Source organism: Shewanella sp. P1-14-1 (assembly GCF_001401775.1).
Taxonomy (GTDB): Bacteria; Pseudomonadota; Gammaproteobacteria; order Enterobacterales; family Shewanellaceae; genus Shewanella; species Shewanella japonica.
On record NZ_LKTL01000017.1, the window covers coordinates 82526 to 105994 of the forward strand.

16 protein-coding genes are annotated in these 23469 nt (G+C 41.1%); 10 read left to right on the forward strand and 6 right to left on the reverse strand.

Going from position 1 to position 23469, the window contains the following annotated elements:
- Positions 1 to 98: 98 nt before the first annotated feature.
- The 9 genes from tkt to AN944_RS13595 all read left to right on the forward strand — a co-directional run bounded on the left by tkt (position 99) and on the right by AN944_RS13595 (position 11503).
- Complete coding sequence (gene tkt / locus AN944_RS13555; RefSeq protein ID WP_055025160.1) at positions 99 to 2093, forward strand: transketolase; 1995 nt, start codon at positions 99 to 101, stop codon at positions 2091 to 2093.
- A 131-nt stretch (positions 2094 to 2224) separates the two neighbouring features.
- Positions 2225 to 3247 carry an erythrose-4-phosphate dehydrogenase gene (epd, locus tag AN944_RS13560; protein WP_055025161.1) on the forward strand — a complete coding sequence of 341 codons (1023 nt, stop codon included), beginning with the start codon at positions 2225 to 2227 and terminating at the stop codon, positions 3245 to 3247.
- 87 nt (positions 3248 to 3334) lie between these two features.
- Positions 3335 to 4510: a phosphoglycerate kinase gene (locus tag AN944_RS13565; protein WP_055025162.1), complete on the forward strand. Its 1176-nt coding sequence runs from the start codon at positions 3335 to 3337 to the stop codon at positions 4508 to 4510.
- Between the two features lie 261 nt (positions 4511 to 4771).
- A complete protein-coding gene (fba, locus tag AN944_RS13570; protein ID WP_055025163.1) occupies positions 4772 to 5836 on the forward strand; it encodes a class II fructose-bisphosphate aldolase in 1065 nt (354 codons plus the stop codon).
- Between the two features lie 292 nt (positions 5837 to 6128).
- Positions 6129 to 7472: an MATE family efflux transporter gene (locus AN944_RS13575; protein WP_055025164.1), complete on the forward strand. Its 1344-nt coding sequence runs from the start codon at positions 6129 to 6131 to the stop codon at positions 7470 to 7472.
- Between the two features lie 127 nt (positions 7473 to 7599).
- The gene (locus tag AN944_RS13580) at positions 7600 to 8340 is read left to right on the forward strand and encodes a YdiY family protein (protein WP_055025198.1); all 741 of its coding nucleotides are present in this window, start codon (positions 7600 to 7602) and stop codon (positions 8338 to 8340) included.
- Between the two features lie 353 nt (positions 8341 to 8693).
- A complete protein-coding gene (locus AN944_RS13585) occupies positions 8694 to 9482 on the forward strand; it encodes a hypothetical protein (RefSeq protein ID WP_144430194.1) in 789 nt (262 codons plus the stop codon).
- Entirely contained in the window at positions 9472 to 10026 is a 555-nt protein-coding gene (locus AN944_RS13590) for a hypothetical protein (RefSeq protein WP_055025166.1), read from the forward strand. The genes AN944_RS13585 and AN944_RS13590 overlap by 11 nt, the downstream gene beginning before the upstream one ends.
- Before the next feature lie 85 nt (positions 10027 to 10111).
- A complete protein-coding gene (locus tag AN944_RS13595) occupies positions 10112 to 11503 on the forward strand; it encodes a hypothetical protein (protein ID WP_055025167.1) in 1392 nt (463 codons plus the stop codon).
- Between the two features lie 71 nt (positions 11504 to 11574).
- Here the strand turns inward: AN944_RS13595 and AN944_RS13600 are convergent, their stop codons facing one another.
- The 6 genes from AN944_RS13600 to AN944_RS13625 all read right to left on the reverse strand — a co-directional run bounded on the left by AN944_RS13600 (position 11575) and on the right by AN944_RS13625 (position 21632).
- On the reverse strand, positions 11575 to 13806 hold the full coding sequence (locus AN944_RS13600; protein WP_055025168.1) for a PAS domain-containing protein: 2232 nt from the start codon (positions 13804 to 13806) through the stop codon (positions 11575 to 11577).
- 109 nt (positions 13807 to 13915) lie between these two features.
- Positions 13916 to 14560: a TatD family nuclease-associated radical SAM protein gene (locus tag AN944_RS13605; protein ID WP_055025169.1), complete on the reverse strand. Its 645-nt coding sequence runs from the start codon at positions 14558 to 14560 to the stop codon at positions 13916 to 13918.
- Positions 14561 to 14918: 358 nt separating this feature from the next.
- Positions 14919 to 18056: an efflux RND transporter permease subunit gene (locus AN944_RS13610; RefSeq protein WP_055025170.1), complete on the reverse strand. Its 3138-nt coding sequence runs from the start codon at positions 18054 to 18056 to the stop codon at positions 14919 to 14921.
- Complete coding sequence (locus tag AN944_RS13615; protein WP_055025171.1) at positions 18049 to 19269, reverse strand: efflux RND transporter periplasmic adaptor subunit; 1221 nt, start codon at positions 19267 to 19269, stop codon at positions 18049 to 18051. Before AN944_RS13615 ends, AN944_RS13610 begins: the two co-directional genes overlap by 8 nt.
- A gap of 287 nt (positions 19270 to 19556) precedes the next feature.
- Complete coding sequence (gene srmB, locus AN944_RS13620; RefSeq protein ID WP_055025172.1) at positions 19557 to 20783, reverse strand: ATP-dependent RNA helicase SrmB; 1227 nt, start codon at positions 20781 to 20783, stop codon at positions 19557 to 19559.
- A gap of 105 nt (positions 20784 to 20888) precedes the next feature.
- Positions 20889 to 21632, reverse strand: a complete 744-nt coding sequence (locus tag AN944_RS13625; protein WP_055025173.1) for a tRNA1(Val) (adenine(37)-N6)-methyltransferase — start codon at positions 21630 to 21632, stop codon at positions 20889 to 20891.
- Positions 21633 to 22071: 439 nt separating this feature from the next.
- Here AN944_RS13625 and brnQ point away from each other — a divergent pair, with 439 nt between their 5' ends.
- A complete protein-coding gene (brnQ, locus tag AN944_RS13630; protein ID WP_055025174.1) occupies positions 22072 to 23415 on the forward strand; it encodes a branched-chain amino acid transport system II carrier protein in 1344 nt (447 codons plus the stop codon).
- Positions 23416 to 23469: the final 54 nt, after the last annotated feature.

The window sequence follows — 23469 nt, forward strand, 5'->3', positions numbered from 1 at the left end:
GCTAATACCGCTAATAAAAATTTGCGTCACATCGCCTAGTAGGGGAAAATATGCCCCCACAATTGCCCGCTAGACCTCACAAACAAGCAGGAGAGAGCATGTCATCTCGTAAAGAACTCGCAAACGCTATCCGCGCATTAACTATGGATGCCGTTCAAAAAGCCAATTCTGGACACCCAGGTGCACCAATGGGGATGGCAGATATTGCCGAAGTGCTATGGAATGACTTCCTAAAGCATAATCCAACTAACCCAGAGTGGGTTGATCGCGATCGTTTCATTTTATCAAACGGTCATGGTTCAATGCTGATTTACTCTTTACTTCACCTGTCAGGCTACGCGCTGCCAATTGAAGAAATCAAAAACTTCCGTCAATTACATTCTAAAACACCAGGTCATCCTGAGTACGGTTACACCCCAGGTGTTGAAACCACAACCGGTCCTTTAGGTGCTGGTATCAGTAATGCTGTGGGTATGGCTATTGCTGAGAAAACCTTAGCAGCACAATTTAATAAGCCTGGTCACGATATCGTAGATCACTTCACTTACTGTTTCTTAGGTGATGGCTGTTTAATGGAAGGTATTTCGCATGAAGCTTGTTCTTTAGCGGGTACATTAGGCCTAGGCAAATTAGTGGCATTTTGGGATGACAACGGTATTTCTATCGATGGTCATGTTGAAGGCTGGTTCACAGATGATACGCCTAAGCGTTTTGAATCATACGGCTGGCATGTTATTGCAAATGTTGATGGTCACGATAGCGATGCTATCCGCGCTGCAATTGAAGAAGCAAAATCAGTGACAGATAAGCCTACGATGATTTGTTGTAAAACCACTATTGGTTTTGGTTCTCCAAACAAATCAGGCAGCCATGATTGTCATGGTGCACCATTAGGTGATGCTGAAATTGCTGCAGCTCGTGAGTTCCTTGGTTGGGAACATGCGGCATTTGAAATTCCTGAAACCGTTTATCAAGGTTGGGATGCTAAAGATGCTGGCGCAAACAACGAATCTGCATGGGATAAGAAATTTGCAGCTTATCAAGCAGCATTCCCAGCAGAAGCAGCTGAATTTACACGTCGTGTATTAACCGGTGAATTGCCTGCAGAATTTGAAGCAAAAGCGAATGCATTTATTCAAGAGTGCCAAGATAAAGCAGAAGGCATTGCAAGTCGTAAAGCTTCTCAAAATGCGATTGGCTTCTTCGGTGAAATGTTACCAGAGTTATTAGGCGGTAGTGCTGACCTTGCAGGTTCTAACTTAACATTATGGTCTGGCTCTAAAGGTATTCAAGACGACCCAGCGGGTAACTATATCTTCCACGGTGTTCGTGAATTTGGTATGAGCGGTATCATGAATGGTATCTCGCTTCATGGTGGTTTCATTAACTACGGTGCGACTTTCATGATGTTCATGGAATATGCGCGTAATGCTGTACGTATGTCGGCGCTAATGGGTATTCAAAATATCTTTGTTTATACCCACGACTCAATCGGTCAAGGTGAAGATGGTCCAACTCACCAACCAGTAGAGCAATTAGCTAACTTACGTATGACACCAAACATGACAGTATGGCGTCCTTGTGATGCTGCTGAAACAGCCGTTGCTTGGAAAGCTGCGATTGAAAACAGCAAAGCGCCAACGTCATTAATTTTCAGCCGCCAAGGCTTAAAAGCCCAGTCTCGTAATGCTGAGCAATTAGCAAATGTGGCTAAAGGTGGTTACGTACTGTCTGATTGTGCAGGTACACCTGATGTTATTTTGATTGCAACAGGTAGTGAAGTGCAATTAGCTCTTGATTCTGCTGCAGCGTTAACAGAGCAAGGTCAAAAGGTTCGAGTTGTATCTATGCCTTCTACGAATGTATTTGATAAGCAAGATGCAGCTTATAAAGAGTCTGTATTACCTGCCTCAGTAACAAAACGTGTGGCGATTGAAGCAGCGCATGTTGATTTCTGGCATAAGTATGTTGGCTTTAGCGGCGGTGTTGTTGGTATGAGCACATTTGGTGAGTCTGCACCAGGTGGCGAGCTACTTAAGTACTTCGGCTTTACCGTTGAAAATGTGGTTAAAACAGTAAATTCACTGGGTTAATCCAAAACGGACGCAATTAAAAGGGTAAACTTTTACCCATGAAGTCTGTATAATGGCGGCCTGCAATCACTTGCAGGCCGTTTTTTTATCTGCTTTTTACTGAGTACTGTTAAGAGGAAGCTTAACCCTCAATGATCCGAGTCGCTATTAATGGTTATGGCCGTATAGGTCGATCTATCCTTCGTGCACTTTACGAGTCGGGTAAACGTCAGCAAATCCAGATTGTGGCAATCAATGAACTTGCCAAGCCTGCAGCAATTAGCCATCTCACTCAATATGATACAACTCATGGTCGATTCCAAAATACAGTTAAGCTGAAGGATGATCAGTTAGTTATTGGTGATGATGTTATTCAACTATTACATCAAGCTGATGCGACTAAGCTTCCTTGGGCTGAGCTTGATATCGATATTGTCTATGAATGTAGTGGCAGCCTAATAGAGCGTGATGCTTGTGAAGCGCATATTCAAGCTGGCGCGAAACAAGTTCTGATAAGCCATCCTTCTTCAGCTGATGTGGATGCCACCATAGTGTATGGCGTCAATGACAGTTTACTTAAAGCTGATCATACCGTGGTATCGAATGCATCGTGTACCACTAACTGTATTGTGCCTGTCATTGATGTACTAGATAATCATTTTGGGGTTAAAAGTGGCGCAATCACGACGATACATTCTTCGATGAATGATCAACAAGTGATTGATGCCTACCATGATGATTTACGCAGAACACGTGCAGCTGGTCAGTCAATTATTCCTGTCGATACTAAGCTTGCACGGGGCATTGAGCGCATTCTGCCGCACATGAAAGATAAGTTTGAAGCGATATCAGTGCGTGTGCCAACGATTAACGTTACCGCCATAGATTTATCGGTAACAGTTAATGAACGGGTTGATATTGATAAAATAAATAATGTATTAGAGCATGCTGCGAGCGGCCTATTTAATGCTGTGTTGGGCTATACTGATGCACCATTGGTGTCGTGTGATTTTAACCATGATCCTCGTTCCAGTATTGTTGATGGCACACAAACCAGAGTAAGCGACGGGCATCTCGTTAAGCTCTTACTCTGGTGCGATAATGAATGGGGCTTCGCAAATCGAATGCTCGACACCAGTTTAGCGATGATTCACGCTAAAGATTCTGGTCACTAATTTACGTCTATAGAGCGCTTTACCTTCATCGGGTAAAGCGCTCTATAGCAAAAGCAGTTTTGTTTTTAAATTAAAAGGAAGGTCTCAATGGCTATTATCAATATGAGTGAGTTAGATTTAACTAATAAGCGTGTGCTTATTCGTGAAGATCTAAACGTTCCCGTCAGTGACGGCGTCGTCACCAGTGATGCAAGACTGCGCGCGGCTTTACCGACAATTAAACTTGCCCTTGAAAAAGGGGCTGCAGTGATGGTGATGTCTCACCTAGGCCGCCCAACTGAAGGTGAGTTTAATGCTGAGTTTTCAATGCAGCCAGTGGTGAATTACTTAAACGATGCGCTAGATTGTCCAGTCACTTTAGCTTCTGATTACCTAGATGGTGTTAACGCTAATGTAGGCGAAGTGGTTGTATTTGAAAACGTTCGCTTTAACGTTGGCGAGAAGAAAAACGATGAAGTATTAGCTAAAAAACTGGCTGCTTTATGTGATGTATACGTGATGGATGCATTTGGTACTGCGCACCGTGCTCAAGCTTCTACACACGGTGTAGGTATGCATGCTGCAGTTGCTTGTGCTGGGCCTTTATTAGCAGGTGAATTATCTGCTCTGGGTAAAGCTTTAGATAACCCTGCTCGCCCAATGGTGGCGATTGTCGGTGGTTCAAAGGTTTCAACTAAATTAACCGTATTAGAAAGCTTATCTACTAAAGTTGACCAACTAGTTGTTGGTGGTGGTATTGCGAATACCTTTATCGCTGCAGCTGGCCATCAAGTGGGTAAATCTTTGTTTGAAGCAGATTTAGTTGATGAGGCTAAACGTTTAGTCGCTAACGCCCAAAGTCGTGGTGGAGATATCCCCGTCCCAACTGATGTTGTTGTTGCTGGGGAGTTTAGCCCAACTGCGGAAGCGACATTAAAACCTGTTAGCGACGTTGCTGATACCGATATGATTTTTGATATTGGTCCAGACAGTGCAGAAGCATTAGCAAAAATCATTGAAGCTGCAGGGACTGTTGTTTGGAATGGTCCAGTAGGCGTATTTGAATTTGATCAATTTGGTGCTGGCACCAAACGTATCGCTCAAGCGATTGCTGATTCAAGTGCATTTTCAATCGCCGGTGGCGGAGATACATTAGCTGCTGTAGATAAATACGATATCGCAGATAACGTTTCTTATATTTCGACAGGTGGCGGTGCTTTCCTTGAGTTCCTTGAAGGAAAAGAGTTACCTGCTGTCGCGATGCTTGAAAAGCGTGGCGCATAATCGTCAAATTAACGATTAAGTTAGACCCTTTAGCGAACGTCTCACAGCTTAAAACCAAAGAGTTAACGCTGTGAAGACGCGCTGAAGTGAGTAAGAATTGCAATAAGAAAAATATAATTATTAGAAAAAAACCGCCCATGTTTATAAATTTTAGCTGAGCTACTTTGTTATCAAGGCTAAGAATTATGTGCATAGGGTATAAAAATCAATCCAAAGCGATAGCGACCTAGGTGAGAAATCACCCTATTTTTGGAGTAAAAAATGGCCTTAATATCTCTACGTCAAATGTTAGATCATGCTGCAGAACACGATTATGGTGTACCTGCATTCAACGTCAATAACCTTGAGCAAATGCGTGCAATTATGCAAGCTGCTGAAGCAACTGACAGCCCTGTAATTGTTCAGGCATCTGCGGGAGCACGTAAATATGCTCGTCCACAGTTTCTTAAGTACCTGATGGCAGCGGCACTAGAGCAGTACCCAGATATCCCAGTTTGTATTCATCAAGATCACGGTACTGACCCAGATATTTGTCAACGTTCAATTCAATTAGGTATGTCATCAGTTATGATGGACGGCTCATTAATGGCTGACGGTAAAACACCTGCGTCATACGAGTATAACGTTGATGTGACTCGTCGTACTGTTGCTTTCGCTCATGCTTGTGGTGTATCAGTTGAAGGTGAAATCGGTTGTTTAGGCAGTTTAGAAACTGGCCAAGCAGGCGAAGAAGATGGTATTGGTGCCGTAGGTACTTTAAGCATGGATCAAATGCTAACGACTCCGGAAGAAGCGGCACGTTTTGTTGCTGATACCCATGTTGATGCATTAGCAATTGCAATCGGTACCAGCCATGGTGCATACAAGTTTAGCCGCAAACCTACCGGTGACGTTTTACGTATCGATCGCATCAAAGAGATCCACGCACGTATTCCAAACACCCACTTAGTGATGCACGGTTCATCTTCTGTACCACAAGAGTGGTTAGAAGTGATTAACCAATACGGCGGCGCAATCCCTGAAACTTACGGTGTACCATTAGAAGAAATCGTTGAAGGTATTAAGCATGGTGTACGTAAAGTTAACATCGATACCGATTTACGCTTAGCGTCAACAGGTGCTGTTCGTAAGTTCCTTGCTGAAAACCCTTCAGAGTTTGACCCTCGTAAATTCTTAAAAGCGTCAATGGAAGCAATGGCTGACATTTGTACGACACGTTATGAAGCATTTGGTTGTGCTGGCATGGGTTCTAAAATTAAGCCTAAGTCACTTCAAGCTATGTATAAAGCGTACCAATCAGGTGAATTAGACCCACAAATCAACTAAAGCTTGATTTGTCCTAGGTCAATTCTATGATGATGGCCAAAAAGCTATACGTTATAGTCATCATAACTAATTGATTGTTAAAGCTTCGATAAAGCCAGCAGAATTTGCTGGCTTTTTTATTGGATTATTTTCAATAAAATGACTTGTGCATAAGCGTTTTATGCCGCATTATCCCCGCCCTTAAATTTGAGTTCAGATGAACTTGGCGGCGCTACTTGACCCATTAATGTCATTCTTGGCCGTTATGCTTGTAATGGAATATGTCACCTTTAACCATTATTGAAGTATTGTAATGCACGTAAAAAACACTGCTCCCTTATCGCTTTTCTCACTGACTTGGCCACTCTTTTTTGATTTTGCGCTGCACTTTTTAACAGCCGCATTAAATACACTAATGATTAGCCGAGTATCTTACCAGGGTGTTGCTGCACTATCGGTCGGTAACATGGTATTTGAGCTTTCAATTACGCTATTTAGTTTCGTCAGTATCGGCGCGAGTGTGGTGATAACGCAATATTTGGGCGCCAAGAATAGAGCCACTGCGAGTGACGTGGTTTACTCTTCTATTGGTTTTAACCTCATGGTTGGCGTGGCTGCGGCTTTGGGTGTGTTTTTTGGGGCAGGTTTGATTTTGCACCTAATGAATTTACCCGTAGAGCTAATTCCTGATGCAAAGCTATACCTTCAAATTGTTGGTATCTGTTTAATTCCTGAAGCAATGGCAATGTGTTTAGCTGCAGGGATGCGTGCCCATGGATTTACCCAACAAGCGATGTGGGTGACTTTACTCATGAATGTCATCACATTCGCAGGTAATTTGTTGTTACTTTATGGTTGGTTCGGAATCCCGCAAATGGGGGTGGCAGGTGTTGCCATTAGTACGGTTGTTGGGCGCTTAATCGGGATGACATTAATGGCATACTTGTTTGTTAAGTACACCCAAATCCCAATTAAGTTGTCTGAAATCATTAAACCGAAAAAGCACTTACTTGCTAAGGTTTTCCATATCGGTTTACCGGCTGCTGGCGAGAACGTTTCTTGGATGTTGCAGTTTATGGTTGTTACCGCATTCGTTGGCTTAATGGGTGATAAAGCGCTTGCTGCCCAATCCTTATATTTTCAAATCTGTATGTTCATATTATTGTTCGGTTTATCCATAGGGATTGGTAACGAAATTATGATTGGTCACATGATTGGTGCCAAACAATTTAAATCAGCAGAAACACAGATGTATCGTGCATTAAAAATTGGCTTAATTTTAACGACGATTGTTGCAGCTTTAGCGGCAATATTTGGCGAAAAGTTAGTGGCGTTTTTTACTCAAGATGAAGATATCTTATTGATGGTAGGCCAGTTATTCTTATTAACTTTACTGATGGAACCCGGTAGAACATTTAATCTTGTCGTGATTAATGCGCTACGAGCAAGTGGTGACGCTCGGTTCCCATTTTTTGCTGGGATGATTTCTATGTGGTGTATTGCTGTGCCGTTAGCTTATCTATTCGGTATTCATTGGGATATGGGGTTAGTAGGGGTTTGGTGTGCGTTAGCGATCGATGAATGGACTCGAGGTTTAACAATGTTATGGCGTTGGCGAAGTGGACGTTGGCGGACAAAGAGTCTAATTCTTGCCTAAATATACTTTTTAGTGTGTTTAAGCTGTAAAAATGCAGTTGTTTTTTCAATTTTGCTACCAAAGTGTTAGTATGCGGTTCAATTTCTGGGGTGATTTTGATTTTATTGTAAATAAAGGATTTGATGACATGAAAAAACTGCTACTGACTGCAGGTGTTACGCTTGCCATGCCATTTGCTGCTCAAGCGGGTGCGGACTTTGTTGAAGGCGATAAGACCTTTGCTGGTGAAGCAGAATTGGGTGCAACACTGACCACAGGTAACACGGATACCTCTTCTTTTAAAGCCCGTCTAGGCCTTAAACAAGAACTAGGTAACTGGGAAAACGCATACTTACTAGAAGGCTTATACAAAGAAGATTCTGGTGAGAATACTGCAAAGCGTTACTACGCTGGTATTCAAGGTGACTACAAGTTCGACGAAAAGAACTACATGTATGTTACAGCAAACTATGAAGTCGATCCTTTTACTGGTTTTGATTATAAAGCGGTTGGTTCAGCAGGTTATGGTCATAAATTTATTGATAATGGCCGTACATTTTTAAGTGCTGAAATCGGTCCTGGTTATATTTATAAAAAATTAGATGACGAGCAGTCTTTGGCCTTAGGTTATGACACTGAGGACAGTGTTGTTGCTCACGGTGCGTTAAACTTTTCATATGAAATTACTGAAAGCTCTAAGTTCACTCAGCTGTTTGTTGCAGATTATGGTGATTCTTTAGAAGGGCGTTCAGAGTCTGCTTTGACTGCAAATATTATTGGCGCTTTAGCAATGAAGTTTGCTGTAATTGTTCGTTATAACAGCGAGCCGTTAGAAGACTTTAAGAGCACTGATACTGAAACCAACATGACACTTCTCTACGCATTTTAATTGTTAGTCAATTGGGTTTAAAGCCGAGCTATGCTCGGCTTTTTTGTGTCTAAAATAATCATTTTAAAGCATGGGTATCTCAATTTTATGACTGTTACCAATGTTACATTTTCTCATGTTAATTCAGCTTAAAAATGAACTTGTTTTTATGTCATAGGTTCGCTAGGGCGTAAATAGTGATGTTTGTTTAATCGATTATCCAAATAAAAATAAACATTTACGTAACAGGTGTAACTTTTTAGGGTGTTTTATTAAGCCTAAATATTGAAATTTCGGGGTATAGCTCACGAATTTAGATGCCGAGACTTTATCAGTTATTTTGATCACAATTATACCCTTTTGCCTAGCGTATAATGATTTCCCATATTGACAGAAGAGACGAAAAAGGCATGCAAATCGGTTGTTGTTGGTTTGATGATGAGCGTAAGGTGCTTATCAACCAATCTACTGCTACTAAATGGCAACTCAACCATAGTGAGTATTGGGTGTTAAGCATTTTAGCTAAACATCGTGGCCAAGTCGTGCCTATTGAAACCTTAGCATTTCTTGAAGAAGAACAAGGATGCCATCAAAAGTTATCCGTCGATGAGATGGAGCAGTTGGTTGAAAACTTTAAAGATTATTTTGGCGATTCGCATCGAGGCTTAATTGAGCTGATTGCTGATCAAGGGGTGATTTTATACAACAGAGTCGTCGGTCATCACAGCAGTTTACTCGATACTCCCAATAAAGCGATTTCAAATGCCCATTACATACTGATTATTCTAATGACGTTGTTGGCGTGTAATTTTGTTTATTCAAATCTCAGCGCTCCTGAGTTTGTCATTCCGGATGTGAGCCGTACTTTTGAATCGCAAAGTGGTGCTAGTGTCGTTTTTAAACTCTATGGTGACGACAAAAGTGAACGTGATTTTTCTGAGGTCGCGGATACAAGTATCGCAGCGTTAAAACAGTGTGACACGATTTTGTGGGATTCAATATCTGCCACATTAGCCAAGGGTGATAATTCGGTGAGTATCTTGCTGAAAAAACAAGTCGATAAAGGTGTGCGATTCCATAACATAAAAGTGTTGCGTGATAATCCTGAACTTTTATTTGTCTCCACCGCGTGGCTTAAAAAGGTGCGAATCTGTGGTGAATAAACTCACTAAATTTTTATCGACAACATTTGGACGTATCGTTTTTTTGTTTATTTCAATGAGCATATTTTGCCTTGTTATTTTGACATTAGAACGTTTTGCCGACACCAGAGAGGTGTGGTCATTTGATTGTCAAAGTGATGTCTATCGTTTTGAAACGACAAGTGCTGAGCCAAAAGAGATTGATGAAGGCGAATTATTTTTATCACTCACAGTTGAAGATGGGCAGATCCGCTTAGATTATTACAATGCTGATAAACCGTCCGATAGAGAGTTTATTTCGTTAGCGGGCGAACTGAAAGAGTTAGAAGTGGGAAGCGTAAGTTATCAATTAGATTTAGCGGTCACTGACGTACAATTTGAAAACGATAATTCTTATTTAAAAACGTATCTTGCAAAAGAGCTTGACGAGCCTCAGGCTAACTTGTCGATAGGTAGTCAGGTTAATGTCACTGTAAAAGTGTTAGAAATGAGTATGAATAAAAACTATATTTCTATTAAATTTACTCCAAATAGTAGTTCATGGATCTGCCGACTACACGAATAAAGTTTGATTTGATAAGGTCAGGCTTTCGCTTTGTTATTTAAATTCGCTATAGTATGGTAATTCCCTCGTTGTTGAGTTCTCCTCAGTGGCAAAAGTCAAAGTAAAACAAGAAGAAGCATTATCAATTAAGTTCAGCCACCAAATGGAGGTTGGGCATCAACGCACGTTTGATTTATTCTTTTATCTCCCCACTGAAATGGGGATTGGTGAAAAAACCTTAGATGAAGAAGAGTACTACCACAGTGCGATGTTAGGTAGGCGCTCCTATTACTCGAAAGGTCTACATTTACCTTTAGTTCAAAACCGCTTTGTGAGTATCAATAAACGCACCAAAGAAGAGTTTCGTTTTTATCTTAATTTGTTCGCATATCAATTTGCCGTTGCGATTGAAACCGATGCCAAAGAAGTTCGCCAACTTACCGAAGCTGAAGAGTTTTACCCCGCTTTAACCGAACTCGGTCAGTCGGTTTCGCAGCTATTAAAAAAGTTTCGTCGTAATGAACCGAGTGAAGAAAAATGGCAATCTTACTTTGCTAATGCCGATAATTATCTTTCGTGGTTTTGCGAGCAGCAATTACTGAAAACCTTAGCTTATCGCCCAAGGAATGCGGCTTATAAAGAAGAAAAAGAGCAGATTATTGCCTTATGCCGAGCAGAGCATCATTACCGCGAAGAAGAGCGTAAATACAACTCTGCGGGAACTAAGCAAGATGCCAATCGTATCTCTAATAAAATGCTGTTGCTTCGCCGCCTGATTCAGCAAGGGGTCGTCCTTAAAGAGGAATTAAAACCTCTTGGTATAGGGCTTAAAAAGTTTGTGACAGGTTTAGCAACGACTTTGGTGATGCTTGTGGTATCGGCATTGATTATTAAGGCACAGGGGGTATTCAGTGGTTTAACCATGAGCCTTATTGTTACCTTGGCCATTATTTATGGCTTTAGGGAAATTTTTAAAGAAGATGTTCGTAATGCCCTATGGCGATTTATACAAAGAGGCCGACCTCGCTGGAGCCGAGTATTAAAAGATACCACTACACAAACGGTCATTGCTAAACAGCTTGTCTGGCTAGACTTTACTCGCCCTCAAGATATTCCTAAAGCTGTGGCAGAAATAATGAAGCAGCGGCATAGTCAAAATAAGGTGGATGCAGAAGTATTGCATTATCGAATTGCGACTAAGGTGACCAATAAAGAGTTTGAGGCTGGTTACTCACAAATACAAGAACAGGTTAACTTTAGTTTGGTTCCATTTGCGCGTCATTTAGAGCGCGGCAAAGCTAAAATTTATAAAGAACAAGACGGAAAGGTGAGTAATGAATCTGTAGAGCGGCGTTATCAAGTGAACCTAGTCGCTGTGCTTAAAGATGGTAAAGGCCCGCTAGAATATGCGCGTTATAAGGTGGTGATGAGCCGCTCTAATATTATTGAAATTACTCGCAGCAAATTACCCGGCGATTTACTTGAAATGGGTGATTAAGCGAAGGAAGCAGGCTTTATAATAGTATAAAAAAGCGGGATAAATCTTGTCATTTATCCCGCTTTTTTGTTTTATGCTTTTCGAGTAAACGCTTGGCAAATGTTCTGATTACCCGTTTGCTTTGCTCTTTTTAACGCGACTTCAGCATTACTCAAGTAATGTTCAAACGACTGAGGCTCAGGATAGCCAGCGATACCAATGTTTATGCCTTCATTGAGCTCATTTTGCTCTAACCTGTCCATGATGCTCATTGCATATTTATGGGCTTGAACAGAGTCACTGGATGTTAACAGTATGACCAACGAACCTAAACGCCAATGGGCGATTTGAAACCCTATTGGTAAATCAATCAATAATTGCATTTCAATATCTTTTTGACGCTTCTCAAGATGATCGATATCGCTAATGTGGCTGATTAACCCTTCAGGGTTGATATCCATAATCAGTAAACAGGTTTGCTCTCTATTGGGCTCTGTTAACGTACTAAAATGCACTTCGAGTTCAGATAATGGCACCACCATCGAACTCAACGGCGCTTGCTGGCTAGGAAGTTGTTGTAATGATTTTTGCAATTTGAGTATTTGCAGTGTCACCACTAAATATTCAATCTCGCCATCAATATTATGCTCAGCTTGAATACTGGCTTTCAAACTATTGGCAAAACGAGTATCAGCATCAGCAAATATTTGCCCCTTCCATTTACCTTGTAAACTTAATCTGCTGTTGATATCGGCCCATTGCTGAGAGAACTCTTTTCCGAGTAGTTCCATCACATTGTCTTGACTGTCGGCTTCGATATCTAATAGTTTTTTGAACTTGTGATTAAACTTGAGCAACTGACCATTGGTATCAGTTAATGCTGTCGCGACATTACTTTCTGATAGCAGTTGATAAAAATAGCCTTGCTGTTTAGCTGAGGTTAGTTCGGTAATATTTTCAAAGGTTACAACCCAGTAGCGCTCACTTTTTAATTGGGTTTTACCTGGTTGAGCCGACACGGTAATAGTACAACTATCTTCATCTATGCTAACGATTTCTTGCCAATGCTTACCATTTTCCATGGCGTCAGTGAGGGATTGATAAACATCATCTTCAAGTTGTAGTACTCGTTGCAAACGTCTTTCTAATAATGCTTCAATTTCAACAGATAGCGTTTTAGCTGCCTGACGGTTTGCTTTTAATACTCGGCCGCTACTATTAACAATTAAGCAGCTTTGCTGGTTTCTAAATAAACTACTGGCTAAATTAATGCTATTCACATTGGCATTTTTCTCTAGCTGGTATCGATGTCTTGTATATAACAGCGCAGTGGCAAGCGAGCCTATCAGGACGCCGAAAAAGATTAATATATAACGCCATTGTTCAAACCTAGCGGCAATGTCTTCGTGGCGAATATATGACATTAAATAGTATTCTCTAATCGCAGAATTATTTGCTGCTAATTCCACTTTTAAGAATACGAAAGTACCCAGTTCGTTATGATATTGGCCAAAATTGGTATTGGCCATTTGTTGCCACAGTTCTGGGTAGGTTTGTTGTATGCTACTGCCTAGGGTTGTGGGGATTTTTTTGAGGGGCTGCTCTTGTGATGCGCCCGCATATAACATGCCTTGTGAGCCAAATAATAATAACGGTGAATGATGATTAAAAAAGGCAGGTTTAATTGTCTGTAATACTTCAGAGATGGAGTTATAAGTAACCAAATAACCTCGAATACTTTGATCTGGGTTTTCAATCCAAGCAAGTTGGTAAACGTAGGGAATTAGCTTGCCATTGATTGACACAAATTGAATTTGTGACGAATAAATGTCGTTACCGCCCATGGTTTTATCATGGTTAACCACCACTGTAGGTAAGGCAACATTATCAAAAGCATTAGTGGTTTTAAGTCTTGGATTGCCTTGTGGATCAAATAAGCTTAACCCCAGTAATTCTGGAATATGGGTCAATAAGCCATCCCAGTTTTTAAGTAACTTTTCTTTTTGTAGCTCAGAAGGGTTACTCAAATACTGATTCATCAATTCAGCTTTAGAAAATGCTTGGGTGCGAAACTGCAGGAAGTTAACTTTATCAGAGGCGAGTGTTCCAACGGTTTGCAGTTCGCTGTAGCGCTTAGCTGCCCAATCTTCTTGAAGTCTGCGTTCACCTAAACTTAATAACAGGGTGGTAAAAATGACAATACTAATGAGCATCACAGAAACTTGGCTTAATAATGCCAGTACTTGTTGACGACTCCATTGAATATCTTGCGCAGAAATGAGCAGAAATTTTGAGACATTTTTGTTGGTTTGTCTTTTAAACATTCGCTTACTTAGGTTCACAATCTTGATAAGGTGATGTTATCACGAAAGCGTGAATAGGTTGACCTCAGTAAAGCTTTTTTAACTAATTTATTACTAACATAAATCAGCACTAACCGACGACATCTAACTCACGTTGTTTGAACTCACAACCTCGTTGTTCAACAAGCTGCCTGCATTGCTCAATATCGACATTTTCAAGCCCATTAATTGCAGATACTTGCACTTGTCCAATGTAATCTGGCGCTAGGCTAATAAATTCCAGTAACGCTTCATAAGCCCCTTTAAGTTTAGGCTTACAGTGTTGAATATACAGGGCTTCAGTGTTGGCATTCAGCGAGATTGATAAACTATCAACACAGTGAGCAAGCTCAGGCAAAATATTTCTGCGATGAAATAAGTTACCTAATCCATCGGTGTTCACTCTAACGTTACCGCCTGCGGCTTTGATATGGGTTGCGACAACAATTAAGGTGTGCAAATTAAGGGTGGGTTCACCGTAGCCACAAAACACATATTCATCAAAGGACGTTACCTTACCAAGCAAAGGGATGATGTCTTCTGGCTTCACTTGTGCACTAAGCGACAACTCATACTGATGAACTTGCTTTGAACCATTATGCTTAGGGCAAAATTGACATCGTAATGTACAGCGACCAGTGATATTGAGGTAGCGGCTATCGCGGATGTCATAAACCAATGTGGCTATTGGGTGAGTGTCTTCAGTGGTGATATGAGGTTCAGCTTCAACAGTCATCGATTTTGCTCGGTACAGAATTAAGTGATTTATTGTAATGGAATCACTAAGGGATAGCTGTTTCACAGCTCGCAAATCATCAAGATACTGGCTATGGCTATGGCTATGAAGCTGAAGAGGCTTGATGGTTGACTAGTTTTATCCCAATCATCTCGTAAAAAAATTGACAACAAAAAGGAGCCTAGGCTCCTTTTTGTTGTTAACAGTTGAATTGCTAAATTATTTTCGTTCAGAGGCTATCTATTACGAGACTATCTATTAAGAGACTATCCATTAAGAGATTATCCATTAAGAGATTATCCATTAAGAGATTATCTATGAAACGAGTCTCATTAAAGGGGCCCTAATAGATAGTCGGTTAACGATAAACCTCATCATCGTTTTTAGGTTGCCACCACCAATTGAAAATGCGTCTAACTAAACTTTTCGCATCATCAAGAATAATGTAAAGCACGGGCACTAAAATTAGCGTGACCACGGTCGAGAATAAAATCCCGAATGCTAGTGATGCGGCCATTGGGATAACAATTTGTGCCTGTAAGCTTCGTTCAAGCAAAATAGGCACTAAGCCGACAAAGGTCGTCATAGAGGTTAAAATGATGGCCCTAAATCGATAGCACCCTGAGTTTATTGCTGATTCAAGTAATGAATAGCCTTCTTTACGAGAACGGTTAACAAAGTCGACTAAAATCAATGAGTCATTGACCACAACCCCTGCCAGTGCCACGATACCGCACAGACTCAATACACTCATTGAGATGCCTAAAATGAAATGCCCGAATAAGGCGCCAATCATACCAAAGGGGATCACTGACATAATGATCATGGGTTGGGTGTATGATTTAAGCGGAATTGCCATTAGGGCATAAATGGTAAACATCGCAAAAAAGAAGCCTTGTACTAGACCTAACATAGCATCTTGCTCATCCTGGCTTCCACCATCGAGTGATGCATTCACATCTCGATATTTCTCGGTTAACTCAGGTAAAAACTCCCCTTGGATCTCGCCCACCACTTTTGATGGCTCGACAGTGTTTTTATTCACATTAGCACTGATGGTGATGGCTCGTTTACCATCAACACGGGTAATAGAAGCAAAAGATTGCCCTAATTCAATATCTGCAACAGTAGAGAAGGGCACTGCGACACCTTGAGGGGTACGAATCAGCATGTTTTCAAGATGGCCAATGGTGCGACGTTGCTCTAATGGATAGCGCACCATCACTTTAACTTCTTCTTTATTTCTCAAGATACGTTGGGCTTCATAGCCATAAAATCCATAACGAACTTGGCGAGCTAAATCAGAAAGCGTCAGTCCTTGAGCTTCTGCTTCAGGGCGAATATTCAAGCGTATTTCTTGGCTACCAGATGAGAAATTGTCTGAAATATCATAGACACCTTCATATGTTGCGAGTTCTTGCTTGAGCTCTTTCGAGGCTTCAGAGAGCTGAGCTAAGTCATTTGAGGTTAATCTAAATGAAATGTCGCCACCTGACTCGTTCGTGCTCGCAGCAATATTGAGTTTTTTGACAGACAATAGCTCTGGCAGCTGTTTGCGCCACTCTTCTGCAATGGTAACGCCATCGATTTCTCGGTCTTCCCCTTTAGATAACTCAGCAAAGATAAAAGCTGAGCTTCGAGAACTCATATTGATAAAACTGTGTTTAACCACGTCTTCACCCGTTTCTCGGGCATATTTATCATTCATGGCGTACAAGGCTTCTTCCACTTTTTGCACGACATCAAGGGTATTGAGTTCAGAACTGCCTTCTTCCATTTCAAGCTGTACTTGAATGAAATCTGACGGTAAATCGGGGAAGAAAACCCAACGTACTTTACCACTAGCAAGCAAAGCTAAGGACAGAATAAGTACCCCAATAAATACCGCTACCACGTTATAACGCTGCTCAATACAGCGGCCTAAAAAGTGACGGTATTTATGTTGAATAAAGTACTGCAGCTTTTCGTTAAGGCTGACTTTAAATTTAGACAGGAAATTGGTGGGAGGGCGCTTCTTTTTGACTTTCATGTGAGCCAAATGCGCAGGTAAAATCAATTTAGATTCCACTAAAGAAAAAGCCAAAGCCAAAATAACCACCATGCCAATGGACTTCCATATCACTCCCATTGGACCCGACACCATAATCATAGGAATAAATGCCGCAATGGTGGTTAAAACGCCAAAGGTTGCTGGCATTGCTACGCGCTGCACGCCAGTAATGACATTATCAAGTGACTGACCATGCTTTTCGATTTCAGTATAGGCACTTTCGCCGATGACAATGGCGTCATCAACCACAATGCCCAGCACCAAAATAAAGGCGAATAAGGTGAGCATGTTAATCGACATATTAAACGGCTCAATTGGCATGAGCAGTATCGTACCTAAGAAACAAACGGGTAAACCGAGCATGACCCAAAACGCCAGTTTAAGATCTAAAAATAACGCTAAAATGAGAAATACCAATAAGGCACCATAAAACATGTTTGATAGCATCATGTTTAAGCGGCCTTCAAGGTAATGGGTTAAATCTCCCCATGTATCTAATTTGATGTTAGCGGGTAAGGTTTCTTTACGCTCGGCAATATAGGCTTTGACTTGCTCTGAAATAGCCAAAGCATTTTGATCGTCAATACTGGTAATTTCAATAATGGCTGCGGGCTTACCATTAAAGCGGGTGTATTCTAATCGCTCTTCAAAATCATCTTTAATCGTAGCAACCTCTGGAAGCATAATTCTGCTGCCGTCAGGTCGTGTGGTCACTACAATCTGAGAAAAGTCTTCGCCAGTATAAGCTTGGCCTTTAGTTCGCAACAGGATGTCACCATCTTGCGCTCGTATTGAGCCCCCAGGCAAATCAATCGATGAGTTTTGAACCGCCTGCGCAACTTGAGAGAAAGTTAAACCATATTCTCGTAATTTGTTTTCTGACAGTTCAATGCCAATTTCGTAATCACGAACCCCTGTCACTTGGGCACGTGTAACAGCAGGTAAGCCTGTGATGTCATCTCGAATAACTTTAGCCATTTCCTTCATTTCATGAAGACTGATATCACCATAAACTGACACCCATATGACGTTGTTTTCAGGCTTTATTTGATAAATGTTAGGTTTTTCAATGTTATCTGGAAATGTGGCAATTGCATCAAGACGCAACTTAGCTTCATCAAGTACTTGCTGCACTTCGTAGCCATCATCGACTTCAATGGTTACCGTTCCAACGCTATCGCTGGCAACTGAAGTGACTTTTTTGATACCACTAATATCTTGAATGGCCTCTTCAATCTTGATGTTAATCCCTTCTTCAATTTCTTGAGGAGCTGCGCCAGGGTAGGCTACAGAGATATTGAGAAGATTAAGCTCAAAACTAGGGAAGACCTCTTTGTTGATCAAAAAAGAGCTGAATAAACCGCCAATAAGTAAGGCAAACATCAATAGGTTGGCGGCAACACTGTTGCGGGCAAACCATGAAATAATTCCTTTTTTATTATCCATTTTGCTCACCTGCTAATGATATTTCATCAATATTGTCAGGTGCATCTTGTGGCGCAAGGTCATCACTATCTGAGTTTTCACCAAGTAGTTTTACTTTTTGGCCAGACACTAGGTTACTAATGTCAGTAATCGAAACACGCTCACCAGTTGCCAGACTATCTTTAATAAACACATTTTCGATATCAGTTCGTACAATGTTTACTTTTCTAATCTCAATGGTGTTGTCCGATTTGACAATGGCAACTTGATCTTGGCGAACCACATAACGCGGCAGTTTAACAATGCCGTCTACTGTTCTGCCTTTGATAATTGCGGTGACGAAACTGCCGTATTTGAGTGGGAGTTCATCGGAAGATTGGTTATTTCGCAGGTATGGATCTTTCACTTCTGCGACGAGATAAACCATTCGATTTTGCTCGTCAATCACGTTTTCGCTTCTGACAATATTACCTTGCCATTCAAAAGATTTACCCGCAAGTGACGCGCTTAACGTCACTAACGTGTCAGGGTTATCAACCGACTCTAAGTAAGCTAAATCATTATTGGTTAGCGGCAAACGCACTTCTGCGATACTGATATCGTAGAGCTCGCCTAAATTAGTACCTAGAGAAACATATTGGCCTAAATCAACGTTACGCGCTTTGATAATGCCATCAAATGGTGCGCGAATAACGGTTCTTTCTAAATTGCGCTGAGCTCGAGCTAATGCGGCTTTAGCATATTTGACATTTGCTTGTTCTTTTTTCAATTGCGGGATACGCAAACCTAACTCAGGCGGTAAACCGTTATCAAAATCTTTAAATTCAATTTTTGCTACTTCACCACGAGCGATTTCTTCATTTAGCGCAGCGTTAGCTTGTGCCAATGTGGCTTCAGCTTGAATAAAGTCTGCTTGATAATCTGAAGGTTCTATTTGTGCTAAAGCTTGACCTTGTCTAACAATGCCGCCAGCAACAAAACTGGGATCAAGGCTGATTAATCGACCTTGTACTTCAGTGACGAGTTGGGTTTTATATTTGGGGCTAACAACACCATAGGAAGGCAAGTTGAGAGACACGGTCTTTTGTTCAACAGTGAGCACATCGACGACAGGGATTTTTTGTTGATCTTCTTTTTGCTCAGGAGCCTGACGAGTACTGAATAAAACAAAGGCGAGGCCAATAAAAACAAATAAAATGATGAATGGAGAAAGAATTCTTAACAGTCTTTTCATTGATGGGCGTATCCATACTTATCTATCGAAAATGGTGACTTTATATAACTCAATCTCGAACAGTCATTTTAAAAAGAGATTTTTGTGAGTTATTAGAGTGCTATAGGCTCTAAATTAACAGAGTTACCAGTAGAGAAAAAGTGTTAGATGTAAATTAAATGTTTCATAAAGTTTATTTCACTTTGAGGCTAGTTTAATGCGCTATCAAATGGATTTTTTGCCATAAAAAAGCCCTGAATATAGAAAATATTCAGGGCTTTAGCATTAAGGCTTCGTTAATTAAAAATTTATTTTTTCTTCTTTTTAGGCTTTTTAGATTTCTTCGCTGCAGACTTATTTTTGTCTTTTTTCTTGCCTGGTACTTTGGCCTCTTTATGGGTAGGTCTTAAGCCATCAATAAAGCGACGTTTTAACGGTTGTTCGATATAACGTTCAATTTTACTCACAATACGCATGTCGTGGGCTTCAACTAACGAAATAGCTGTACCTTTTGCGCCTGCTCGTGCTGTACGACCAATTCGGTGTACGTAAGCATCAGCAGAGCGAGGCATATCGAAGTTAATTACATGAGTGATACCGTCAATATCGATTCCCCGTGCAGCAACGTCAGTCGCAAGAAGAATATTCACGTCACCTTTACTGAACTTACTTAACGCTTGGAAACGTTTCTTTTGTTCCATATCACCACGTAAGAAAGCGCAAGGGATACCTGCTTTTAATAGCAAGCCTTCTAAGCTAGCAACAACTTCACGGGTTTTAACAAATACGATGGTGCGCTTAACAGACTCTTGTTGGAGCAAATTACACAACAAGGCAAACTTGTGGGCGTTGTTATCCGCTAAATGTATCCATTGATGAATTTTCGCTTTTTCACTGCGGGGTGAATCAACATCAATGGTTACAGGATCTTCAAGTAAAACATGTGCAAAACGAGCAACACCACTGCCTTCAAGCGTGGCGGAGAACAGCATGTTTTGCTTGCGGCCCTGCGCTTCAATAGCAATGGTTTCAACCACTGATGAAAAGCCCATATCAAGCATACGGTCTGCTTCATCAATGATGAGCATTTCAACTTCTGTCGCTTCGAATTGACCTTTATCTAAATATTCCATCAAGCGACCAGGCGTCGCAATTAATAGATCGATATTCTCTTCAAGTTGCTCTTCTTGAGGACCGTAAGGTACGCCGCCGGTAATAATACCGATATCTAAATCAAGATCGGTCGCTAAATGAGACGCATAACGATGAATTTGGCTGGCCAGCTCACGAGTAGGCGTCAGAATTAAAATTCTAGCTTGACCGTTAAAGCGGCGAGGGAAGTCAATCAAGTGTTGTAATGCCGGCAATAAAAAGCTTGCCGTTTTACCTGTACCTGTAGGCGCTTTAGCTAAAATATCCCGTTGTTCCATCGCCATTGGCAATGTTTGTTGTTGAACGGTAGTAGGGCTTAAATGTCCCATAGCCTTTAGAGAGTCTAATAGGCGTGGGTCTAGATCAAAATCTTCAAATAGCATGCGCTTTGGGTCTCACTGATTGATAGCCGGACATTATAACCTAAGTTCTGGATCTCAGCGAGCAAGGAATCGGTTTTAAATGACTTTTATATGATGAAACTCTCGTTAAAGTTTCAGATAAAAGTCGCGACACAGCTGGCTCATCTCTGGAGTGTACTGACCTTGTTTATCCGCAATAATCAAATCAGAGTGAATTAAGCGATGGAAACTAGCTTGATGGCTAAGTTGCAATAAAATTCGGCTAGGACTTTTGTTTTCAACGGTGCGAATACCCGTTCGCTTTGACAGCGACAGTTGCGTGTCATCTAACGCTTGCATAAACCCAGCCTCGCTTTGCTGAGGAATAATCAAGCTCGCTTGTCCAGATGGCGTCATTAATTGTTGAATATGGCTGAGCAAGGTTTTAAAACTGAGCAGGTTTGTGTGCCTTGCTGTAGCACGCTGACTTGAGTCTGATTGAGGCCCATGTTCAAAGTAAGGCGGATTACAAATAATTGTATCGAACAGAGCGCAGCGCTTTTGCTGATGTTCAAGCAAAAATTGCTGGATACTCATGTGATGTAACGAAAGCTGCTCTGACCAAGGGCTTTGACTAAAGTTTTGCTGGCAATCGACAGCAGCGCCATCTTCTAACTCTACCGCGCTGATTTTACAATCTTGGTTATTCATGCGCTGAGCGAGCATTAAGCTGAGCAAGCCACTCCCAGCACCAATATCTAATAGTTGTGCAGCAGGTATTTTTTGCGAATCAGGCAATGCAGCCCAAGCGCCTAATATGACCCCATCTGTGCTAACGGGCATACCACAATGACTATCATCAATATGAAACTGTTTAAATGTAAAAGGCATGAATACTTCGCTTATATGGCTGACGGCTTATGGTAACGGTTTTACGGTTTTTTCCCAATTTTATTGGTGTTGCTTTTTTGTTGTGCTTTTAGTTTGATGTGGTTGCTCTGTAGCGGGAATGTTTTGTGGGCTTTACGCTTCGTTTCTGATAACAGCTAATTTGCTATTCTGCTGGGTTTGCGCTTGTTTATCGATAGATGTTTTGCTATTAGTTCCTACCCGTTTAGTCGTGTTTAATGCGTTTAAATGGCAAAAAATGAAATACGACTCACAAATGGGTATTCGAAAAATTGAAAAATGGCTTTTTTATAACCATTTGTGAGTAGTTTTTAATGAGATGAAGTGTATTTATAAGTTTACATTCTTACAGGTCGTTTTTGATTAGCAGTAGCTAATTAGCAGTGAATCACTTAAGTTTGTTAAAAAACAAAACAACAAGATGGGGCGTTTAGTGCAAAACAATAATATGAGTATTGGCGATACATTAGGCTTAGGCTTTATGACATTCGCATTTTTCTTAGGTGCAGGTAACTTAATTTTTCCACCTTTTGCAGGCATGTTAGCTGGCGAGAATATGACGCTAGCGATGATTGGGTTTCTGGTCACTGCTGTAGGTTTACCTCTAGCAGGTCTTATCGCTGTCGCTAAAGCGAATGGTAAAGTCATGGCGATGCTACCTGCTTTTGCTGCTACAGCACTTGCTGTCTCAATTTACATTATCATTGGCCCTGCGTTTGCCGCTCCTCGCACAGGTTTAGTTGCATTTGAAATTGGTGCTCGCCCATTTTTAGATAATGCCGATGCGATGATCCAGCTAGGTGCATTGACACTGAACAAAGCGCAGTTGCTCTATACTGTAGCCTTTTTTGTCATCGCAATGGTGCTATCACTTTACCCTGGTAAATTACTCGATAGTGTCGGTAAAGTGTTAACCCCAATCTTAATCTTTTTACTTGTTGGTTTAGCCGTTTCTGTGATTGCTACGCCAAGCGCTGCGATCGGTGCTGCTACTGGTGACTATATTGACAGCCCACTTTCTAAAGGCATTTTAGAAGGTTACAACACCATGGATACACTTGCCTCAGTGATCTTTGGTATGTTGATTATTGATATTTTACGTAAAAAAGGTGTCACAGAATCTAAAGCCCAGACTCGCTATCTTGTGCGTGCAGCTATCATTGCAGCATCAGGGTTAGCGTTTGTGTATATTTCACTATTTTATTTAGGTGCTACAGCGGGTGATATTGCTAAAGGCGCTGAAAACGGTGGCCAAATTCTGACAAATTATGTGACCCATGAGTTTGGCACTATGGGTACAGTATTATTAGCAGCGGTAGTCAGTATCGCTTGTTTAACCACTGCAGTTGGTCTAATTACAGCGTGTTCTGAATACTTTAACGAACTCATGCCTAAAGTGTCTTACAAAGCTTTCGTTATCTTTTTCAGTGTTGTATGTGCAACCGTTGCGAACGTGGGACTCACTCAGCTAATTAACATCAGTATTCCTGTGTTGATGACCATCTACCCTGTGGCAATTGCATTAGTGGCAATCACCTTTTTAACTGAACGTTTTGCTCGCCCAGAATTTTCGCATCGTCTTGTGTTATCCGTTGCACTATTCTTTGGTATTTTCGATGGTTTAAAAGCGGCAGGAATGAACACTGACTTTTTAAGCTTTATGCCACTGCATAGCGAAGGTATGGCTTGGTTACTGCCAGTTGGTATTGCCATGGTTGCGTGTTTATTTGTCCCAGCGAAAAACGCAACTGCAGCAACAAGCTAATAAAGATGACAGACAAATCTTTATGGTGATGATTAGATTATCCCTATGAGCTTA

What these genes read in the sequence shown, in the direction of transcription:
- fba (WP_055025163.1), top strand. Translation starts at nt 4,772, where the DNA reads ATGGCCTTAATATCTCTACGTCAAATGTTAGATCATGCTGCAGAACAC.
- AN944_RS13610 (WP_055025170.1), bottom strand. Translation starts at nt 18,056, where the DNA reads ATGGATAATAAAAAAGGAATTATTTCATGGTTTGCCCGCAACAGTGTT.
- epd (WP_055025161.1), top strand. Translation starts at nt 2,225, where the DNA reads ATGATCCGAGTCGCTATTAATGGTTATGGCCGTATAGGTCGATCTATC.
- tkt (WP_055025160.1), top strand. Translation starts at nt 99, where the DNA reads ATGTCATCTCGTAAAGAACTCGCAAACGCTATCCGCGCATTAACTATG.
- AN944_RS13575 (WP_055025164.1), top strand. Translation starts at nt 6,129, where the DNA reads ATGCACGTAAAAAACACTGCTCCCTTATCGCTTTTCTCACTGACTTGG.
- brnQ (WP_055025174.1), top strand. Translation starts at nt 22,072, where the DNA reads ATGGGGCGTTTAGTGCAAAACAATAATATGAGTATTGGCGATACATTA.
- AN944_RS13605 (WP_055025169.1), bottom strand. Translation starts at nt 14,560, where the DNA reads ATGACTGTTGAAGCTGAACCTCATATCACCACTGAAGACACTCACCCA.
- AN944_RS13625 (WP_055025173.1), bottom strand. Translation starts at nt 21,632, where the DNA reads ATGCCTTTTACATTTAAACAGTTTCATATTGATGATAGTCATTGTGGT.
- AN944_RS13580 (WP_055025198.1), top strand. Translation starts at nt 7,600, where the DNA reads ATGAAAAAACTGCTACTGACTGCAGGTGTTACGCTTGCCATGCCATTT.
- AN944_RS13565 (WP_055025162.1), top strand. Translation starts at nt 3,335, where the DNA reads ATGGCTATTATCAATATGAGTGAGTTAGATTTAACTAATAAGCGTGTG.
- srmB (WP_055025172.1), bottom strand. Translation starts at nt 20,783, where the DNA reads ATGCTATTTGAAGATTTTGATCTAGACCCACGCCTATTAGACTCTCTA.
- AN944_RS13615 (WP_055025171.1), bottom strand. Translation starts at nt 19,269, where the DNA reads ATGAAAAGACTGTTAAGAATTCTTTCTCCATTCATCATTTTATTTGTT.
- AN944_RS13600 (WP_055025168.1), bottom strand. Translation starts at nt 13,806, where the DNA reads ATGTTTAAAAGACAAACCAACAAAAATGTCTCAAAATTTCTGCTCATT.
- AN944_RS13585 (WP_144430194.1), top strand. Translation starts at nt 8,694, where the DNA reads ATGATTTCCCATATTGACAGAAGAGACGAAAAAGGCATGCAAATCGGT.